A 15,986-nucleotide genomic window follows, 5' to 3' on the forward strand; every position below is an offset into this window, starting at 1 on the left:
GCAGGCGATGCTTACTTTTGCTGCCATCAACCTGAAAAAGATGGCGCGTTGGATGTGGAAGAACACCCAACGCGCCACCCGAAGGCTCGATCAGAGCGCTTCATGACCCAAAATACGACAAAACGCCCGTTTCAGACGAAATGAAACGGGCGTTTTGTCTACAGTCTGAAAAGGGAACGCCGAAGCGTTCCCTTTTTCACCTACTTATTCTTTACCAAGTTTACGACGCTTGTCAGCTTTCTCGCGTTCGTTCTTGTTCAAGATTTTTTTACGAAGACGGATTGACTCTGGCGTGATTTCACAGTACTCGTCATCGTTTAAGAACGTGAGCGACTCTTCAAGTGAGAAGACGCGCGGACGTTTCAAGACTTGTGTCGAGTCTTTTGCTGAAGCACGCATGTTTGTCAATTGCTTCCCTTTAACGGCGTTAATCGCAAGGTCGACGTCACGGTTACATTCACCGATGATCATTCCTTCGTATACATCCGTACCTGGCTCGATGAAGATCGTTCCACGGTCTTCGAGTGCACCGATTGAGTAAGCCGTTGACTTCCCGTTTTCGATACAAACCATAACACCACTGCGACGACCACCGATATCAGCTGCGATATACGGACGGTATTCTTCGAACGTGTGGTTCAAGATTCCGTATCCACGTGTCGCCGACAAGAATTCGTTACGGTAACCGATGAGACCGCGTGATGGAACGATGAATTCCATACGTGTCTGACCGTTATCGTTCGTGTTCATGTTAGCAAGTTCACCTTTACGGAGACCGATCGACTCCATGACTGAACCTGTGTACTCTTCTGGTACGTCGATGATCACGCGCTCGAACGGCTCAACTTTCGTACCGTTTTCGTCTTCACGGATGATAACTTGTGGCTTCGACACTTGAAGCTCGTAGCCTTCACGACGCATATTCTCGATCAAGATACCGAGGTGAAGCTCACCGCGTCCTGATACGACCCACTGGTCAGGAGAATCCGTGTTTTCTACACGAAGCGATACGTCTGTCTCAAGTTGTTTCATCAAACGCTCTTCGATCTTACGTGCAGTGACGAAGTCCCCTTCACGTCCTGCGAACGGCGAGTTGTTCGTCATGAAGCGCATTTGAAGTGTTGGCTCATCGATGCGAAGGAGCGGAAGTGGCTCTTCTTTACCGACTGGCGTAACTGTCTCACCAACGTTGATGTCTTCCATCCCGGCGATAGCAATCAAGTCACCCGCTTTAGCTTCTTCGATTTCAACGCGCTTGAGGCCGAAGTAACCGAACAATTTTGTGACACGGAGTTGCTTCACCGTACCGTCTGTCTTACAGAGTGATACTTGCTCACCAACTTTGATTTTTCCACGGAAGACGCGACCTACACCGATACGACCGAGGTAGTTATCGTAGTCGAGCATCGTTACTTGGAATTGAAGTGGCTCATCTGAGTTATCTACTGGAGCTGGTGTGTTTTCAAGAATTGTATCGAGCACGTGTGTGATCGTGTCTTCTTGGTTTGCTGGATCAGGATCGAACGAACTTGAACCGCTGACAGCCGATGTGTAGACGACAGGGAATTCAAGTTGATCTTCATCTGCGCCAAGATCGATCAAGAGATCGACGACTTCATCGACAACGTCGAGTGGACGAACCATCGGCTTATCGATTTTGTTAACAACGACGATCGGACGAAGTCCTTGGTCGAGTGCTTTTTTCAATACGAAGCGAGTCTGTGGCATACAGCCTTCACGCGCATCGACGACGAGGATAACGCCATCAACCATACGCATGATTCGCTCAACTTCCCCACCAAAGTCTGCGTGACCTGGCGTATCTACGATGTTAATGCGTGTGTCTTTGTAATCGATTGCCGTGTTTTTCGCGAGAATTGTGATTCCGCGCTCACGTTCGATATCGTTCGAGTCCATCGCGCGTTCTGCGACTGCCTCGTTCGTCCGGAAAGTACCAGACTGTTTCAATAATTCATCGACTAACGTTGTTTTACCGTGGTCAACGTGAGCGATGATGGCTACGTTACGAAGGTTTGTTCTTACGTTCATGTAGTTATTCCTCTCTTATTTAAAAAGTTTCAGCTTTTCTTCAACTTTAAGAGTATAGCACACGTCACAGTACCTTTGTCGAGTGGAATCGACTGTGAACGTTTTCATTGGACGTTTTTTATCATACAATGGGGTAGAGAAGAGAAAATAAGGAGGAGTCTCCATGCAGCTTATGTTTCTATTGATTGCCATGGCCGTCGTCGCTGGGTTTGTCGGTATCGGCATTGGGGTGGCCGAAGGCAGCGCCGCCATCATTTTAGGCAGTCTCGTACTTAGTGGTGTCGCGACGTTCTTTGGCATTCAATTACGTCGTCGCATTCTTTCTGATCGTCAATCTTAATAAACACAAGAGGGTTGCCCGACTTTCGTCAGAGCAACCCTCTTTGCTTTTATTTGATAACTCAAATCGGACGCGTCAAACAGATGCGGTCACGTAGAACCAAACCATCCTCCTCAATCGGATCGTATCCATGATTCATGAAGTAATCACGTTCTACAGAATCAAATCGGAATCCGGCTTGTTGATAAAAGCGCAATTGCATGATGCTTGAATTCCCAGTACAAACGAGGAGTTCTTGACCACCGAGTGTTGTCGCACGTTTTACCGCGTCTTGTAGCATCCGCTGACCAATCGTTTGGTTTTGTCTCTCCGGTTTCACCGCGATATTGACAAGCTCGACCCGTCCTGCCCCATGTGATACGAGCATATAGGCACCAACAATTTCTCCCCCAAGTAACGCTTTAAACGTTCGTCCTGTTTGAAACTGTTCTCGCACCATCGCTTCATTCGGATTCGCTAACACGAGTAGATCACGAATTTCTTCATACGATTCATGTTCCACGATTTGAAGATCCGGCTTCGCTTCCGGGGTCACCCCTTTTGCGATGACATAGTGTTTGATGACGTCATTGACGAATGTCTCGCTTCCTGCCAATACAGATGTTCTCCCATCGTATCGAATCGGTTCCCCATATAAGGAAACGACCCGTCCACCCACTTCTTCTACGAGCAATTTTCCGGCTGCATAATCCCACGGCATATTGCGCATCGTGATGTATCCGTCTACTCGTCCTGCGGCGAGCCAAGCAAGCTCAAGCGATGCAGCGCCGTGCGCCCGTGTCCCAATCGAGTCCCGAACAATCGGGGCAAGGATTTCCGGGGCAATTTGATGGTTCGGCGTGACCCACGTCGCGTTCATGCTTAAAAATGCATCTCGTACATGATGTTCATGTAGATTCGTCAATGTCCGTCCGTTCAATGTCGCACCATACCCTTTTCTGGCCATAAACATCTCATCCGCCATCACGTCATAGACGAATCCGTACTCTACGACTCCATCGACCATCACAGCTACCGAGATGGCGAACATACGCTTCTGATGAATAAAGTTTAACGTCCCATCAATTGGATCGACAAACCAGACCGTTCCTGATAACGTGTCTGGGGTATCCGTCGTTCCTTCTTCCCCCATGATTTGATGGTCCGGGAATCGGTTTTGGATACGGCGGACAATCAGCTGTTCCACCGCTCGGTCAATTTCAGTGACCAAGTCTCCTTTTCCGGTCTTTCGTTCCACTTCATAATGTTGATCAATCTCGCGACGAATCAGCTCTCCCGCCTGTTTGATTAAATCGACTGCAAACCATTCTATCATCTGTGATCACCTCAACTGTATTGTACCAAACAAAAACCAGTATCCGCTCGGAATACTGGTTGAATGTGTGTGTAATGGTTAGGCTTCGAGACGCAATAATTCTTGGCGGTACTTCTCCAACCGATGCTTGCTAGCCTGAACTGTAGCATCATCCTGTGACGCCATCGCATCGAAAAGGGTTGCCAATTCATAATCAATCTCCAAGCGCAGCACCGGAATCCGTTTTTCTGCGTCTTTTCTTTTGAATGCCTCAATCACTTGTTTCATAAGATGCCACACTCCTTTTGTTGGGCTACAAGTTACGGTTTGGTGAGTTGAATTGAGTATATCAGATAAAATTCGAAAAAGAAAGAGAATTGTCTGACTATTTTGAATTTTTTATCTTAATGGATATATTCCCAATTTCAATCCCCTTAAACCTGAATAAGTGTTAGGTAACTGTACCCGACTTTTAAGAAGAAATAACAAAAAAGCATGCCTGAATTTGCACGGGCATGCTCGGACTTACAGTTTAATCATTTTACTCGATGACTTCATCGCTGCCTGAACGGTACGATACGTAGAATATCCAGTCTGTTCATCGTGAACCGCGTTCAGTTGTTTCTCTTCTGACTTAGATGTTACGATTTGCTTGAAAGCTCGATACGCGTCTAGGAAAACCTCACGCTCGACTCCACCTTCGTTCGCTTGTGCGACGACATTATAAAACTCGACGACCTCGATCAATTCATCGGTCGTCCAATCCGGATTAATCGGATAATTGATTTGCATATTGTTCACCTCGACACTCATTGTATCAACAAAAAAAACTATTGCAAGTTACGTCAGAAATCTCTATAGTTTTTTTGTTGCTTCTTTTTTAAATCAACATATAAATTAACGATATCATTCATCTAATAAATAAACTGATTCCAAGGGGGATTTACGATTGAAATTAAAAGGTGCTACTCAGCTCGAAACGCCACTATTTGACACGTTGCTTGAACATGTCGACTCAAATCCGATTGCGTTCCATATTCCTGGTCACAAGAGCGGGAAAGGGATGGACCCGGAGTTTCGTGACTTTATTGGCGAAAACGCCCTAAAAATTGATTTGATTAACATTGCCCCACTCGATGACCTTCATCATCCAAAAGCGGCAATCGCTGAAGCGGAACGCTTGGCGGCAGAGGCGTTCCGTGCTGATGAGACCTTTTTCTCCGTTCAAGGAACGTCGAGTGCCATCATGGCGATGATCATGGGTGTTGTCGGACCGAATGAGAAAATCATCGTTCCACGTAACGTGCACAAGTCGGTCATGTCCGCGCTCGTTTTGACGGGTGCGCACCCGGTCTTCATCCACCCAGAATTCGATGAGACATACGGCATCGCGCACGGGATTACAGCAAGTGCCGTAGAACGTGCACTCGAGCTTCATCCGGATACAAAAGCCGTACTCGTCATCAACCCGACTTATTTCGGTGTCGCGGGTGATTTGGAGCGAATCGTTGACGTCGCTCATGCACAAGATGTACCTGTACTTGTCGATGAGGCACACGGCGTCCATCTTCCGTTTCACGATGAACTCCCACTTTCTGCGATGCAAGCGGGGGCAGACGTGGCGGCAACGAGCGTGCATAAACTTGGCGGCTCGATGACAGGAAGTTCCATCTTGAACGTACGCCGAGGTCTCGTTTCACCAGAGCGGATTCATGCGATGCTTTCGATGATCACAACGACTTCAACATCATACTTGCTCCTTGCTTCTCTTGATGCGGCGCGTCGACAGCTTGCTACGAAAGGTCATATGATGAACGAACGTGCGCTTGACCTTGCTCGAGCAGCACGGACAGCAATCGGTCAAATGCCGAACTTGTCGGTTTACGGACACGCGGAGCTTCACTCAGAATCGACTTATGCACTCGATGAGACAAAAGTTCTCGTATCCGTTCGTGAGCTCGGTGTGACAGGTTTTGAGGTCGAGAAGTACCTTCGTGAGAAACACCGCATCGAAGTTGAGATGTCAGATCTATTGAACGTGCTCTTCATTGTCACGTCAGCAGACGATGAGTCGACGATTCAAGCATTGATTGAAGCGATGCGTGACGTCGTATCCGTCTATCAGAAGTCTGGGAATGACTCACTCTCGATCATGCTTCCTGAAATCCCGCCATTGGCACTTAGCCCGCGTGATGCGTTTTATGAAGAGACGGAGACGATCCCTCTTGAGAACGCCGTCGGACGCATTTCAGCGGAATTCATTATGGTGTACCCTCCAGGGATTCCAATCATCATTCCAGGTGAACTGATCACAACGTCGACACTCGACTACATCATGGCCAACATCGAAGCCGGTCTTCCGGTTCAAGGTCTTGAAGATGAGTCTCTTCAGATGATCAAAGTCATCCAACAAACGAAAGCGATTCGCTAAACAAAAAATGAGCCGGTCATCGTGACCGGCTCATTTTTTATGTCATCTCAGAAAAGGTGGCTGTAGATGATCGAATTGCTTCCCCTATTGCCTATTATAAGAAAACGCTTACATGTTTTCAAGTGTCAATTTCTTCAGATGCTTCTGTTTTTTCAACTAGGCAGAGTCGTAAAAATTCAGCGACGTGCTCTGTATCATTTAAGTTAATGCCGAGCATCGGATACAATTGACGGGGCTCTTCTAAAGCATGTAGATCGAGAAGGGCCGATTGACCGGTTTGCATACAGACGACTAATACCTTGCCCATGAATTGGTGTGTATAGACGAAACCAAAGTCATAGCGGGCAGCTTCTGTCTCAATCCCGGTGAAACGTACGCGACTCGTCTCAGATACGGTATATAATAACTCCTCATCGAATGCCATCAGGATTCCCTCCCTTCTCTCTTCACAAGTATTTTCCTTTATACTACAAGTATGAAACCTAAGGAGAGAGCCATCATGAAAATTGAGTATGCCACACCGTCAAATCAAGAAGCACTCGTACAGTTGATGCATGAGCTATGGTCCGACGCCCCGATTGAGGAATTGCGGATGGAAGTCAAACTCGGTCTTGCTTCAAAAAAAATGCATTATTTCATCGCATCCTCTGACACAAAAGCGATTGGATTTTGCCAGCTCAGTTTCCGGCATGACTACGTGCCAGGTTCAAGCATGTCTCCGACAGCCTACGTGGAGGGAATCTATGTCGTTGAATCCGAGCGTCAGAGAGGTGTCGCTGCCCGTCTGATTGATGCTGCGTCAATGTTCGCGGCACGTCATGGTTGTGTCGAACTTGCATCGGATACCGAACTTGAAAACGAGAGCAGCCAACAGTTCCATGAGAAAATCGGATTCAAAGAAGTCGAACGCGTCGTCACCTATATCAAAAAACTCTCTCACGAAACGTGAGAGAGTTTTTCTTAGCGTGCTTATTTAACGACGTGGATTGGCATACCCATTGCGATTTCAGCAGCTTCCATTGCCATCTCACCGAGTGATGGGTGAGCGTGGATTGTAAGTGCGATATCTTCAGCAGTCATACCAGCTTCGATTGCGAGACCAAGCTCAGCGATCATATCTGATGCGCCAGTACCCGCGATTTGAGCACCGATCAAGAGACCGTCCTCTTTGCGAGTGATGAGCTTCATGAAGCCGTCTGGCTCGTCAAGTGCAAGTGCACGACCGTTCGCTGCGAATGGGAATTTCGAAACTGTGATTTCGAGTCCTTCTTCTTTTGCGAGTGGCTCTGTGTAACCAACCGTTGCGAGTTCAGGATCTGTGAAGACGACTGCAGGGATTGCAGAGTAGTCGAGGTAAGCTGGCTTACCTGCTGCTGCTTCCGCTGCGATTTTCGCTTCGTAAGATGCTTTGTGTGCAAGTGGTGGTCCAGGAACGATATCACCGATTGCATAGATGTTTTCGTTCGAAGTCTTACATTGGTCATCGATTTCGATGATTCCACGGTCGCTGATTTTAACGTCCGCGTTCTCAAGACCGATGTCGCCTGTGTTTGGACGACGACCAACTGTGACGAGGACATAGTCCGCTTCAACAGATTGCTCTTCACCATTTACTTCAAACTTAACAGTTACGCCGTCTTCCGTTTCTTCGACACCTTTAGCAAGTGCGTTTGTGTGGATTGTGACGTTCCCTTTTTGTTTGAGTTTTTTCTTAACGATTTGCGTCATTTGTGGTTCGAAACCAGACAAGATGTCGCTAGCGCCTTCTACAACAACTACTTCTGTATCGAAGTTAGCGTATGCAGTACCGAGCTCCATACCGATGTATCCACCGCCGATGACGACGAGTTTCTTCGGTACTTCAGGAAGTGCCAATGCGCCAGTTGAAGAAAGGACGCGTTTTGACCATTTGAACGATGGGATCTCGATTGGTGTAGAACCAGTCGCAACAATCGCTTTTTTGAATTTGTAAGGAGTTGAGCTGTCTTCTGTGATGACACGAACTGTGTCTTCAGAAGCGAAGAAAGCTTCACCTTGAACGATCTCAATCTTGTTCCCTTTAAGGAGACCTTTGACACCGCCAGTCAATTTGTTAACAACTGACTGTTTCCAGTCTTGAACTTTTGTGAAGTCCACTGACACGTTGTCAGACGAGATTCCCATTGAATCATGTCCTTTAGCGTGTTGGAAGTTGTGTCCCGCTGTGATCAACGCTTTCGATGGGATACATCCGACGTTTAAGCAGACACCACCGAAGTTGCCTTTCTCAACGATTGTTACTTTCATTCCGAGCTGTGCGCCACGGATTGCGGCAACGTATCCACCAGGACCGGCACCGATGACAAGCAAATCAGTTTCTTGTGCGAATTCTCCTACTACCATGTTCTTATCCCTCCATCATTAGAAGTGCTGGGTCTTCGAGCAAGCGTTTCACCATGTTAAGAGCGTTTTGTGCAGTCGCACCGTCGATGAGGCGGTGGTCAAAGCTGAATGAAAGTGCAAGTACTGGCGCAGCAACGATTTCACCGTTCTTCACGACAGCTTTCTCAGCAATACGGCCGATACCGAGAATTGCAACTTCTGGGTGGTTGATGACAGGTGTGAACCATTGTCCACCAGCAGAACCGATGTTTGTGATTGTGATCGATCCGCCTTTCATGTCTTCCCCAGCGAGCTTACCTTCACGAGCTTTACCTGCAAGTTCGTTAATGTTTGTAGCAAGTGCATAGATTGATTTACGGTCTGCATCTTTTACGACTGGTACAACGAGTCCGTTGTCCGTGTCAGCTGCGATACCGATGTTGTAATAGTTTTTGTAAACGATTTCTTCGTTCACATCATCGATTGAAGCGTTGATTGTTGGGAATGCTTTCGCTGCAGCAGTCAATGCTTTCACGACGAATGGCAAGTACGTGAGTTTCACGCCTTGGTCAGCCGCGACTTGTTTGAAGTCTTTGCGGAGTGCAACGAGTTTTGTAACGTCGACTTCGTCCATGAGCGTAACGTGTGGTGCAGTGTGTTTCGAGTTAACCATAGCTTTCGAGATGGCTTTACGGATTCCACGGATTTTCTCACGTGTTTCAAGTTCTGGAGTCGCTGACTCGTAAGGCTTGATTTCCGTTTTCGCAGCTGCTGCTGGTGCTACAGAATCTGTTTTCTCTGTTGTAGCTTCTGCAGACGGTGCTTCACCGTTCGCGAATGCATCGATGTCTTCTTTCAAGACACGACCGTTGTCGCCAGAACCGTTTACTTCACGGATGTCGACACCTTTTTCACGTGCATATTTACGGACAGATGGCATTGCGATGACACGCTCAGATTTGTGAAGTTGAACGTCGCGTGGCGCGTCTTCTTTCACATCTTCTTTCACGTCTTCTGTCTTCTCTTCTGCTTTCGGTTGTTCAGATGCTTCTTCTTCTTCTTCACCTGCTGGTGCGTCGCCTTCGATGTCAAACGTAATGAGGACATCGCCGACTACAGCAACTGTACCTTCAGAAACTTTAACTTCTTTGACTGTACCGTCGACTGGAGCTGGGATTTCAACGACTGCTTTGTCGTTTTGTACTTCTAAAAGAACATCGTCCTCTTTGACCGTATCCCCTGCTTTTACGAACCACTTGACGATTTCACCTTCGTGAATACCTTCACCGATATCTGGTAATTTAAATTCAAATACTGCCACTGGTTTTTCCTCCCATCAATTCATCATGTAAACACGACAAGGGAGATAATTCTCCCTCATCATTTATTCGACACGATCTTAGAAGTTCACAACTTCCTTAACTTTTGCAACGACATCTTTATGGTCTGGTAACCACATGTCTTCAGCTTGTGCAAATGCGAAGACTGTGTCTGGTGCAGTTACTCGAAGAACTGGTGCTTCGAGGTGAAGAATTGCGCGTTCTTGAATTTCAGTTACAACGTTTGCTGCGATACCTGCTTGACGTTGTGCCTCTTGAACGACGATCGCACGACCTGTTTTCTTAACAGATTCTACGATTGTATCGATATCAAGCGGGCTCACTGTCATGAGGTCGATGACTTCAACGTTGATGTTTTCTTTTTCGAGCTCTTCCGCTGCTTTAAGTGAAGTGTGCACCATCGCACCGTAAGTGATGATTGAAACGTCTGTACCTTCACGTTTCACATCTGCTTTGCCGAGTTCGATTGTGTAATCACCTTCAGGCACTTCGCCACGGAATGAACGATACAATTTCATGTGCTCGAGGAACACAACTGGGTCGTTGTCACGGATTGACGCGATCAACAAACCTTTTGCATCGTAAGGAGTCGATGGAATAACGACTTTAAGACCAGGTGTCTGAGCCATCAAACCTTCAAGGCTGTCCGCGTGAAGCTCAGGTGTCTTAACTCCACCACCGAATGGTGAACGGATTGTGATCGGTTGGCTGTAAGCGCCGCCTGAACGGTAACGCATACGTGCCATTTGAGCTGCGATTGAGTCAAATACTTCGAATACGAATCCGAAGAATTGAACTTCCATAATCGGACGGAATCCAGTAAGACCTAGACCGATTGCAAGACCACCAATCCCTGATTCAGCGAGTGGCGTGTCGAAGACACGGTCTTCGCCGAGCTCGTCTTGGAGACCTTCCGTCGCACGGAATACCCCACCGTTTTTACCAACGTCTTCTCCGAAGAGAAGTACTTTCTCGTCGCGTTTCATTTCAACGCGCATCGCATCAGTAATCGCTTGGATCATTGTCATTTGAGCCATAACTTACTTCGACTCCTTTGCAGTATATTCTTCAAGCTGTTCTTTCAAGTTTGAAGGAAGTTCTTCGAACATGTTGTTGATGAAGTCCGAAACTTTTTGTTTTGGTTCTTTGTCAGCTTGGCTGATTGCTTCTTTCACATCAGCTTTCGCTTGCTCGATCACTTCGTTCTCCATGTCTTCGTTCCAGAGTTTTTTGTTCTCAAGGAAGAGACGGAAACGTACGAGTGGATCTTTTTCTTGATACTCTGTGTCGAGTTCTTTTGTACGGTAACGTGTTGGGTCATCCCCAGCGAGCGTGTGTGGTCCGTAACGGTAAGTGAGTGACTCGATGAGCGTTGGTGTTCCTTCGAGTGCGTCTACGCGAGCTTGTTGTGTCGCTGCAAGCACTGCAAGAACGTCCATTCCGTCTACTTGGATTCCGTTGATTCCAGCTGCAACAGCTTTTTGCGCGATCGTTTTAGCTGCTGTTTGCTTCTCAACTGGTGTCGAAATAGCGAATCGGTTGTTTTGAACGACGAAGATTGCTGGTGATTTGAATGCACCTGCAAAGTTCAATCCTTCGTAGAAGTCACCTTGTGATGAGCCACCGTCACCTGTGTAAGTAATAGCGACATTTTTGTTGCCGTTGCGTTTGAGGCCCATAGCCACACCCGCAGTTTGAATGATTTGTGCACCGATGATGATTTGCGGCATCAATACGTTGACACCTTCAGGGATACGGTTTCCTGACACGTGTCCACGTGAGAACAAGAACGCTTGATAAAGCGGAAGTCCGTGGAATACGAGTTGTGGAATATCACGGTATCCTGGAAGAATCCAGTCCTCTTTGTCGAGCGCGTATTGCGTCCCGATCATCGTCGCCTCTTGACCTGCCACTGGCGCATAGAATCCTAGGCGTCCTTGACGGTTAAGTGAGATGGCGCGTTGGTCCCAGATTCGAGTATAGACCATGCGGCGCATGAGTTCCTGAAGTTGCTCGTCTGTTAGGTCAGGCATTGCGTCTTGGTTGACGACCTCACCCTTCTCGTCGAGAATACGGAACGTTTGGAAGTTTTCTTCCACGTTTTGAAGTACCTGAACGTTGTTCATTCGTTTCACCTCATCCTTTCAACTATGAGACAATTGTCTTTTTTGTGATCAAACACTATCTCAAATCTTACGTGTATCTGTCCAAAAAAGCAATCTGTATTAACGTAATTCAGGAAAGTAATGCTCTCCTGCCGTTTCCTAGTTAGTATAAAACGGGTTGTTATAATAACGCAAAAAATATGCTTACCGAAATAAAACGCTTACATTCAAGGGATATGACCTTCATTTTGTCTCTGTATCATTTTCGTTTCACCTTCTGTACCATCCACATTCTTCTCTCTTTAAATATGATATAATCAATCATATACGTTTTATAGAAAGGAAGTTGCACATGTTAACGATGAAAGACGTCATTCGCGAAGGAGACGAACGACTTCGCGCACGTTCAATTGAAGTACCGATTCCGCCAACCGAAGAGGACTTGGCGCTACTCAACGAGATGGAGACGTTCCTCGTCAATAGTCAAGACCCAGAGATGAGTGAAAAATACGAGTTACGAGGTGGTGTCGGAATCGCCGCGCCACAACTCGGTGTAACCCGTCGTTTCTTCACAGTCTTGCTACAAGAAGAGGAAGAAACGTTCAAACTCTCGATTTTCAATCCTAAAATCACGAGCCACTCCGTCGAACAGACATTTTTAAACGGTGGGGAAGGGTGTTTGTCGGTCGACCGCGTGGTCAAAGGAAATGTACCTCGTTTTCGTCGAATCACATTAGAAGGGTTTGACCGAGACGGACAACCAATTAAGCTTCGTCTTCGGGGAATGCGCGCGATCGTGTGTCAGCACGAGCTCGACCATTTGGACGGTATTTTATTCTATGACCGAATCAATACGTCGAATCCGCTAGACACATACGGCGAACCGATCTAACATGTTTAGCTCGAGAAAAAGGGCACTGTTGTTACTATTCCCATTTTTATTTCTTTTAATCGGCGGATGTGTGCGCATCAATTATGATGCGACCGTCCACTACGATCAGTCCGTATCACTTGAAACCACATACGCTTTCCGTGACCATCCCGTAATGAAGTTGCTCAATCTCAGGCTCGACTGGGATACGTGGAAGGAACAGGCGGAAGAGAATGGTTATGAAACGGAAGATTATACGAGCGCCGATGACTATGAAGGAATGGTCTTGAAAAAAACGTTCCGCAATGTGGATGAGTTACAACAGATTAAAGAAGAATGGAAAACCGGTCCAGCTGGAATTCTTGTCCCACCTGACATTCAATTCGATATCGAGCAACGAGAAGGCATCTGGTTCGACTCTTACACGATGCAGACGAACCTCGATCTCCGACTAGACCAGGTTGACTTGCCTGGTGTCGAACTGTCGGGTTCACCTAAGAAATTAGCTGAACGATATATCCGGCAAGCCGATATCCGCTTTAATTTAACCGTTCCGACCGGCGTGTTCGTTGAAGACGGGACTGGCCTTGACCTTCGCTCCATGAAGCATGTCGAGTGGCAAGTGTACGGAGGACGCCAGAATAATTTAACACTCGTCGCCCATGTGCCAAACGTTAAAGCATGGGTGATCACCATCATCGTATTTGTCGCAGCGATTATTTTAGGGTATTTCATTTGGCGTAAGTATCGAAAAAACATCGGCAACCCTAAGGAAACATCGATTCGTTCGCGCCTGTTAGGGTTATTGATTGTCTCCCTTTCACTCGTATTGATTGTCGGGACATTCCGACAAGAATTGGCGAATGAGCGACAAACCGAGGCGATTCGCCAAGCGTCGCAGACGAACGAGTTTATCCCTACTTTCGCGGTGCATGGTCTACTCGGGACTGACCGAACGTTCCTCCGCTTCTCGCAAGCGATGGAAGAGAGTGGCCAAGCAACCGACGGTGCCCTTTGTACGGTTACCGTCAAAGGAAAAACCGACTGCGAAATTTATGACTACAGCTCGAATCGTCCAATCGTTCGAATCGAGTTCGAGGATGCAGAAGCTTCTTTGAACAATCAAACAAAATGGTTAAATGCAGCCATTGAAACGTATAAGAAAACGAGAAACCGCTCATTCGATCGCATGTATATCCTCGGTCATAGTATGGGTGGCGTAGCGGCTGCCAACTACATTTTGAACCAGGAGACATACATCGTCGATAAGTTCGTCACGTTTGATAGTCCATTCGGCGGCACTCGACTCGCAAACTTTGGCCTATCGGCTAGTAACTTTGGAATCAACACAGGTAGCCCTGCCATCCGTGACTTATCACCTAACTCGGACGGGCTACAAGCGTTCCAGTCAAAACTTGAGACATGGCCACGATCCGTACAAGTGCTATCCTTCTCTGGACGAGGCGGCGAGTTTAATCTGATTGAGCCGTCAAGTTCCCTGTTACTCGAAAAGTATACGAATAACATTCAGACAGAGACCGTACCGTACGATCACTTCTCGCTTCACCGTAAGAGTGACGTCTTGAAAGAGTCTGGGAAATTCTTATACGAATACACGAACGAGTTTAATCCAATCGAGACGAACTAACGTCAAAACAGCTATCCCCAATTTGAGGATAGCTGTTTTTTAGTACGTCATCGTCCATGTTACTTTTTGAAGCCAATACATCACGTACTTTCCGAGTGGGATGTCGGTTTGAATCTCGTCATATGCCACTGTGTACGTTCCATTCTCGTTATTCCATAAGCGATTGAAATAATCGTCTACCTCGTCAAAGAAAGCTGTATCCTCTTCTCCTTTTACTTCGACATCCGCCTCGAGGTTGTAGTCGTTCATATTCCGTGTCGTATAATTCCCAGAACCTAGGACGACAGTCTTCTCTTCCCCGTCCACATATAGGATTTTTGGATGATATTGTTCCTTGCCGACCTCGTACCAACGAATTTCGATTTGTTCAGGATTGACGGTGTTCAGTTCTGCCGTTACAGGCAAGTTCGGCAATCCCGATTTTGAGCGACCGAACGCGTTTGTGTTCGGGTCGAGAATCATGTTCACGGTCACGCCTCGGCCTGCGGCGTCCTCGATCGCTTGGATAATATTTCGGTCAGCCAAATAGAACATGCCAATCCAAATCGTATCGCCGTCCTCTGCTCCATTTATCGCATCGAGCACCGACTCCTGGATTTTCCCTTCCGTGACGTAACGAATCTCCATCGGCGCCTCGGTCGGTTCACCCTCAATCGTTGACAATGCCTCATCATCCGGGAAACGTCGCGCATCGCCTTTGGAGAACGTCGCGACCGCTTGCTCCCCTTTAGCAATCTCTTTTAAAATAGGGCCTTTTAAATGAACACCGACGTTTGAATGATATCCACTCGCATCATGAGGGTTCGCCGATAAAACAAACCCTTCATTTTCTGTCACCATCACTTTTCGATGGTTCGCTTTAATGTTCAATAATCGCAAATACGCTCGGACGGTAATGTCCGGTGCCGACGAGGCCATCGGATTCGGCAACCAGCCGTCCTGACTGTTGCCGAACCACTGGATCGCCATCCGATAAAAGGTGGAATACAGAATGTTCGGGTCACGAAGTGCATCGAGATTTGTGTATACGACTTCGACTCCCGCCTCTTCGAGCACATCAAAGTGGTCGGAAGCGTGCCCTTTATACGTCGTGTTGATATCGTCTGTAATAAAGACAACCTTCAAGTTTGGGTATCGCTCCATTTGCTCTAGCAGCGCTGTTGATAATCGCGACGTGATATCCGGATATTGCCGGTCTTCATTCGAATATGGGTTGAATAAGAAAAAGTCCATGACGATATATTCCTCGGCCTCCCGAATCGCTCGTTCGACTTCATTAAAAATTTCTTGCTCGACAATCTCTGTATCCTCTCCTTGATATGTCAAATCATGAAGAAAATCGATTTGATCATCTGAAATGAGATAAGGTTCAGATTGTCGAGACACTCCTTCCGGTAACGGTTTCACTTGATGATATACAAGTGTGATGAGAAAAATGACCGCGATGATGACCAATCCCCACTTGAGCCATCCTTTTTTCCCTTTTTCCTTAGCCATGAGTTCCCCTCCTCCTTTGCGGTTCAAAAAACGGGCTGTAGTCACCTACA

15 protein-coding genes are annotated in these 15,986 nt (G+C 47.0%); 5 read left to right on the forward strand and 10 right to left on the reverse strand.

The window, feature by feature from the left end; translation table 11 throughout:
* Positions 1-204 precede the first annotated feature (204 nt).
* Positions 205-2,049, reverse strand: a complete 1,845-nt coding sequence (gene typA / locus KNO99_RS10680) for a translational GTPase TypA (RefSeq protein ID WP_074034963.1) — start codon at positions 2,047-2,049, stop codon at positions 205-207.
* 163 nt (positions 2,050-2,212) lie between these two features.
* Between typA and KNO99_RS10685 the strand changes: the two genes are divergently transcribed.
* Complete coding sequence (locus KNO99_RS10685) at positions 2,213-2,389, forward strand: DUF5325 family protein (RefSeq protein WP_214748310.1); 177 nt, start codon at positions 2,213-2,215, stop codon at positions 2,387-2,389.
* Positions 2,390-2,450: 61 nt separating this feature from the next.
* On the opposite strand, the gene KNO99_RS10690 is transcribed toward KNO99_RS10685, so the two are convergent.
* The 3 genes from KNO99_RS10690 to KNO99_RS10700 all read right to left on the reverse strand — a co-directional run bounded on the left by KNO99_RS10690 (position 2,451) and on the right by KNO99_RS10700 (position 4,475).
* The gene (locus tag KNO99_RS10690; RefSeq protein ID WP_214748328.1) at positions 2,451-3,704 is read right to left on the reverse strand and encodes an inositol monophosphatase family protein; all 1,254 of its coding nucleotides are present in this window, start codon (positions 3,702-3,704) and stop codon (positions 2,451-2,453) included.
* Positions 3,705-3,782: 78 nt separating this feature from the next.
* Complete coding sequence (locus tag KNO99_RS10695; RefSeq protein WP_015881266.1) at positions 3,783-3,971, reverse strand: hypothetical protein; 189 nt, start codon at positions 3,969-3,971, stop codon at positions 3,783-3,785.
* Between the two features lie 237 nt (positions 3,972-4,208).
* Positions 4,209-4,475, reverse strand: coding sequence for a UPF0223 family protein (locus KNO99_RS10700; protein WP_214748331.1), 267 nt, complete (start codon positions 4,473-4,475; stop codon positions 4,209-4,211).
* A 157-nt stretch (positions 4,476-4,632) separates the two neighbouring features.
* Between KNO99_RS10700 and KNO99_RS10705 the strand changes: the two genes are divergently transcribed.
* On the forward strand, positions 4,633-6,114 hold the full coding sequence (locus KNO99_RS10705; protein WP_074034979.1) for an aminotransferase class I/II-fold pyridoxal phosphate-dependent enzyme: 1,482 nt from the start codon (positions 4,633-4,635) through the stop codon (positions 6,112-6,114).
* A gap of 118 nt (positions 6,115-6,232) precedes the next feature.
* Here KNO99_RS10705 and KNO99_RS10710 read toward each other — a convergent pair whose 3' ends face one another.
* Positions 6,233-6,538, reverse strand: a complete 306-nt coding sequence (locus tag KNO99_RS10710) for a DUF3055 domain-containing protein (protein WP_074034985.1) — start codon at positions 6,536-6,538, stop codon at positions 6,233-6,235.
* Positions 6,539-6,613: 75 nt separating this feature from the next.
* Between KNO99_RS10710 and aac(6') the strand changes: the two genes are divergently transcribed.
* On the forward strand, positions 6,614-7,063 hold the full coding sequence (aac(6'), locus tag KNO99_RS10715; RefSeq protein WP_214748334.1) for an aminoglycoside 6'-N-acetyltransferase: 450 nt from the start codon (positions 6,614-6,616) through the stop codon (positions 7,061-7,063).
* A 20-nt stretch (positions 7,064-7,083) separates the two neighbouring features.
* On the opposite strand, the gene lpdA is transcribed toward aac(6'), so the two are convergent.
* The 4 genes from lpdA to pdhA form a co-directional block, all read right to left on the reverse strand.
* Complete coding sequence (gene lpdA, locus KNO99_RS10720) at positions 7,084-8,496, reverse strand: dihydrolipoyl dehydrogenase (RefSeq protein ID WP_074034989.1); 1,413 nt, start codon at positions 8,494-8,496, stop codon at positions 7,084-7,086.
* A gap of 4 nt (positions 8,497-8,500) precedes the next feature.
* Complete coding sequence (locus KNO99_RS10725; RefSeq protein WP_214748337.1) at positions 8,501-9,796, reverse strand: dihydrolipoamide acetyltransferase family protein; 1,296 nt, start codon at positions 9,794-9,796, stop codon at positions 8,501-8,503.
* A gap of 78 nt (positions 9,797-9,874) precedes the next feature.
* Positions 9,875-10,852, reverse strand: coding sequence for an alpha-ketoacid dehydrogenase subunit beta (locus KNO99_RS10730; RefSeq protein WP_214748341.1), 978 nt, complete (start codon positions 10,850-10,852; stop codon positions 9,875-9,877).
* Between the two features lie 3 nt (positions 10,853-10,855).
* Positions 10,856-11,941, reverse strand: coding sequence for a pyruvate dehydrogenase (acetyl-transferring) E1 component subunit alpha (pdhA, locus tag KNO99_RS10735; protein WP_214748344.1), 1,086 nt, complete (start codon positions 11,939-11,941; stop codon positions 10,856-10,858).
* A 331-nt stretch (positions 11,942-12,272) separates the two neighbouring features.
* Here pdhA and def point away from each other — a divergent pair, with 331 nt between their 5' ends.
* A complete protein-coding gene (gene def / locus KNO99_RS10740; protein ID WP_214748346.1) occupies positions 12,273-12,812 on the forward strand; it encodes a peptide deformylase in 540 nt (179 codons plus the stop codon).
* A 1-nt stretch (position 12,813) separates the two neighbouring features.
* On the forward strand, positions 12,814-14,439 hold the full coding sequence (locus tag KNO99_RS10745; RefSeq protein ID WP_214748349.1) for an alpha/beta hydrolase: 1,626 nt from the start codon (positions 12,814-12,816) through the stop codon (positions 14,437-14,439).
* 39 nt (positions 14,440-14,478) lie between these two features.
* Here KNO99_RS10745 and KNO99_RS10750 read toward each other — a convergent pair whose 3' ends face one another.
* A complete protein-coding gene (locus tag KNO99_RS10750; RefSeq protein ID WP_214748352.1) occupies positions 14,479-15,936 on the reverse strand; it encodes a phospholipase D family protein in 1,458 nt (485 codons plus the stop codon).
* Positions 15,937-15,986 lie beyond the last annotated feature (50 nt).

It is taken from the genome of Exiguobacterium sp. s189, assembly GCF_018617615.1.
GTDB lineage: Bacteria > Bacillota > Bacilli > Exiguobacteriales > Exiguobacteriaceae > Exiguobacterium > Exiguobacterium aestuarii_A.

What these genes read in the sequence shown, in the direction of transcription:
- typA (WP_074034963.1), bottom strand. Translation starts at nt 2,049, where the DNA reads ATGAACGTAAGAACAAACCTTCGTAACGTAGCCATCATCGCTCACGTT.
- KNO99_RS10730 (WP_214748341.1), bottom strand. Translation starts at nt 10,852, where the DNA reads ATGGCTCAAATGACAATGATCCAAGCGATTACTGATGCGATGCGCGTT.
- pdhA (WP_214748344.1), bottom strand. Translation starts at nt 11,941, where the DNA reads ATGAACAACGTTCAGGTACTTCAAAACGTGGAAGAAAACTTCCAAACG.
- KNO99_RS10695 (WP_015881266.1), bottom strand. Translation starts at nt 3,971, where the DNA reads ATGAAACAAGTGATTGAGGCATTCAAAAGAAAAGACGCAGAAAAACGG.
- def (WP_214748346.1), top strand. Translation starts at nt 12,273, where the DNA reads ATGTTAACGATGAAAGACGTCATTCGCGAAGGAGACGAACGACTTCGC.
- KNO99_RS10745 (WP_214748349.1), top strand. Translation starts at nt 12,814, where the DNA reads ATGTTTAGCTCGAGAAAAAGGGCACTGTTGTTACTATTCCCATTTTTA.
- KNO99_RS10690 (WP_214748328.1), bottom strand. Translation starts at nt 3,704, where the DNA reads ATGATAGAATGGTTTGCAGTCGATTTAATCAAACAGGCGGGAGAGCTG.
- KNO99_RS10710 (WP_074034985.1), bottom strand. Translation starts at nt 6,538, where the DNA reads ATGGCATTCGATGAGGAGTTATTATATACCGTATCTGAGACGAGTCGC.
- lpdA (WP_074034989.1), bottom strand. Translation starts at nt 8,496, where the DNA reads ATGGTAGTAGGAGAATTCGCACAAGAAACTGATTTGCTTGTCATCGGT.
- KNO99_RS10700 (WP_214748331.1), bottom strand. Translation starts at nt 4,475, where the DNA reads ATGCAAATCAATTATCCGATTAATCCGGATTGGACGACCGATGAATTG.
- KNO99_RS10750 (WP_214748352.1), bottom strand. Translation starts at nt 15,936, where the DNA reads ATGGCTAAGGAAAAAGGGAAAAAAGGATGGCTCAAGTGGGGATTGGTC.
- KNO99_RS10685 (WP_214748310.1), top strand. Translation starts at nt 2,213, where the DNA reads ATGCAGCTTATGTTTCTATTGATTGCCATGGCCGTCGTCGCTGGGTTT.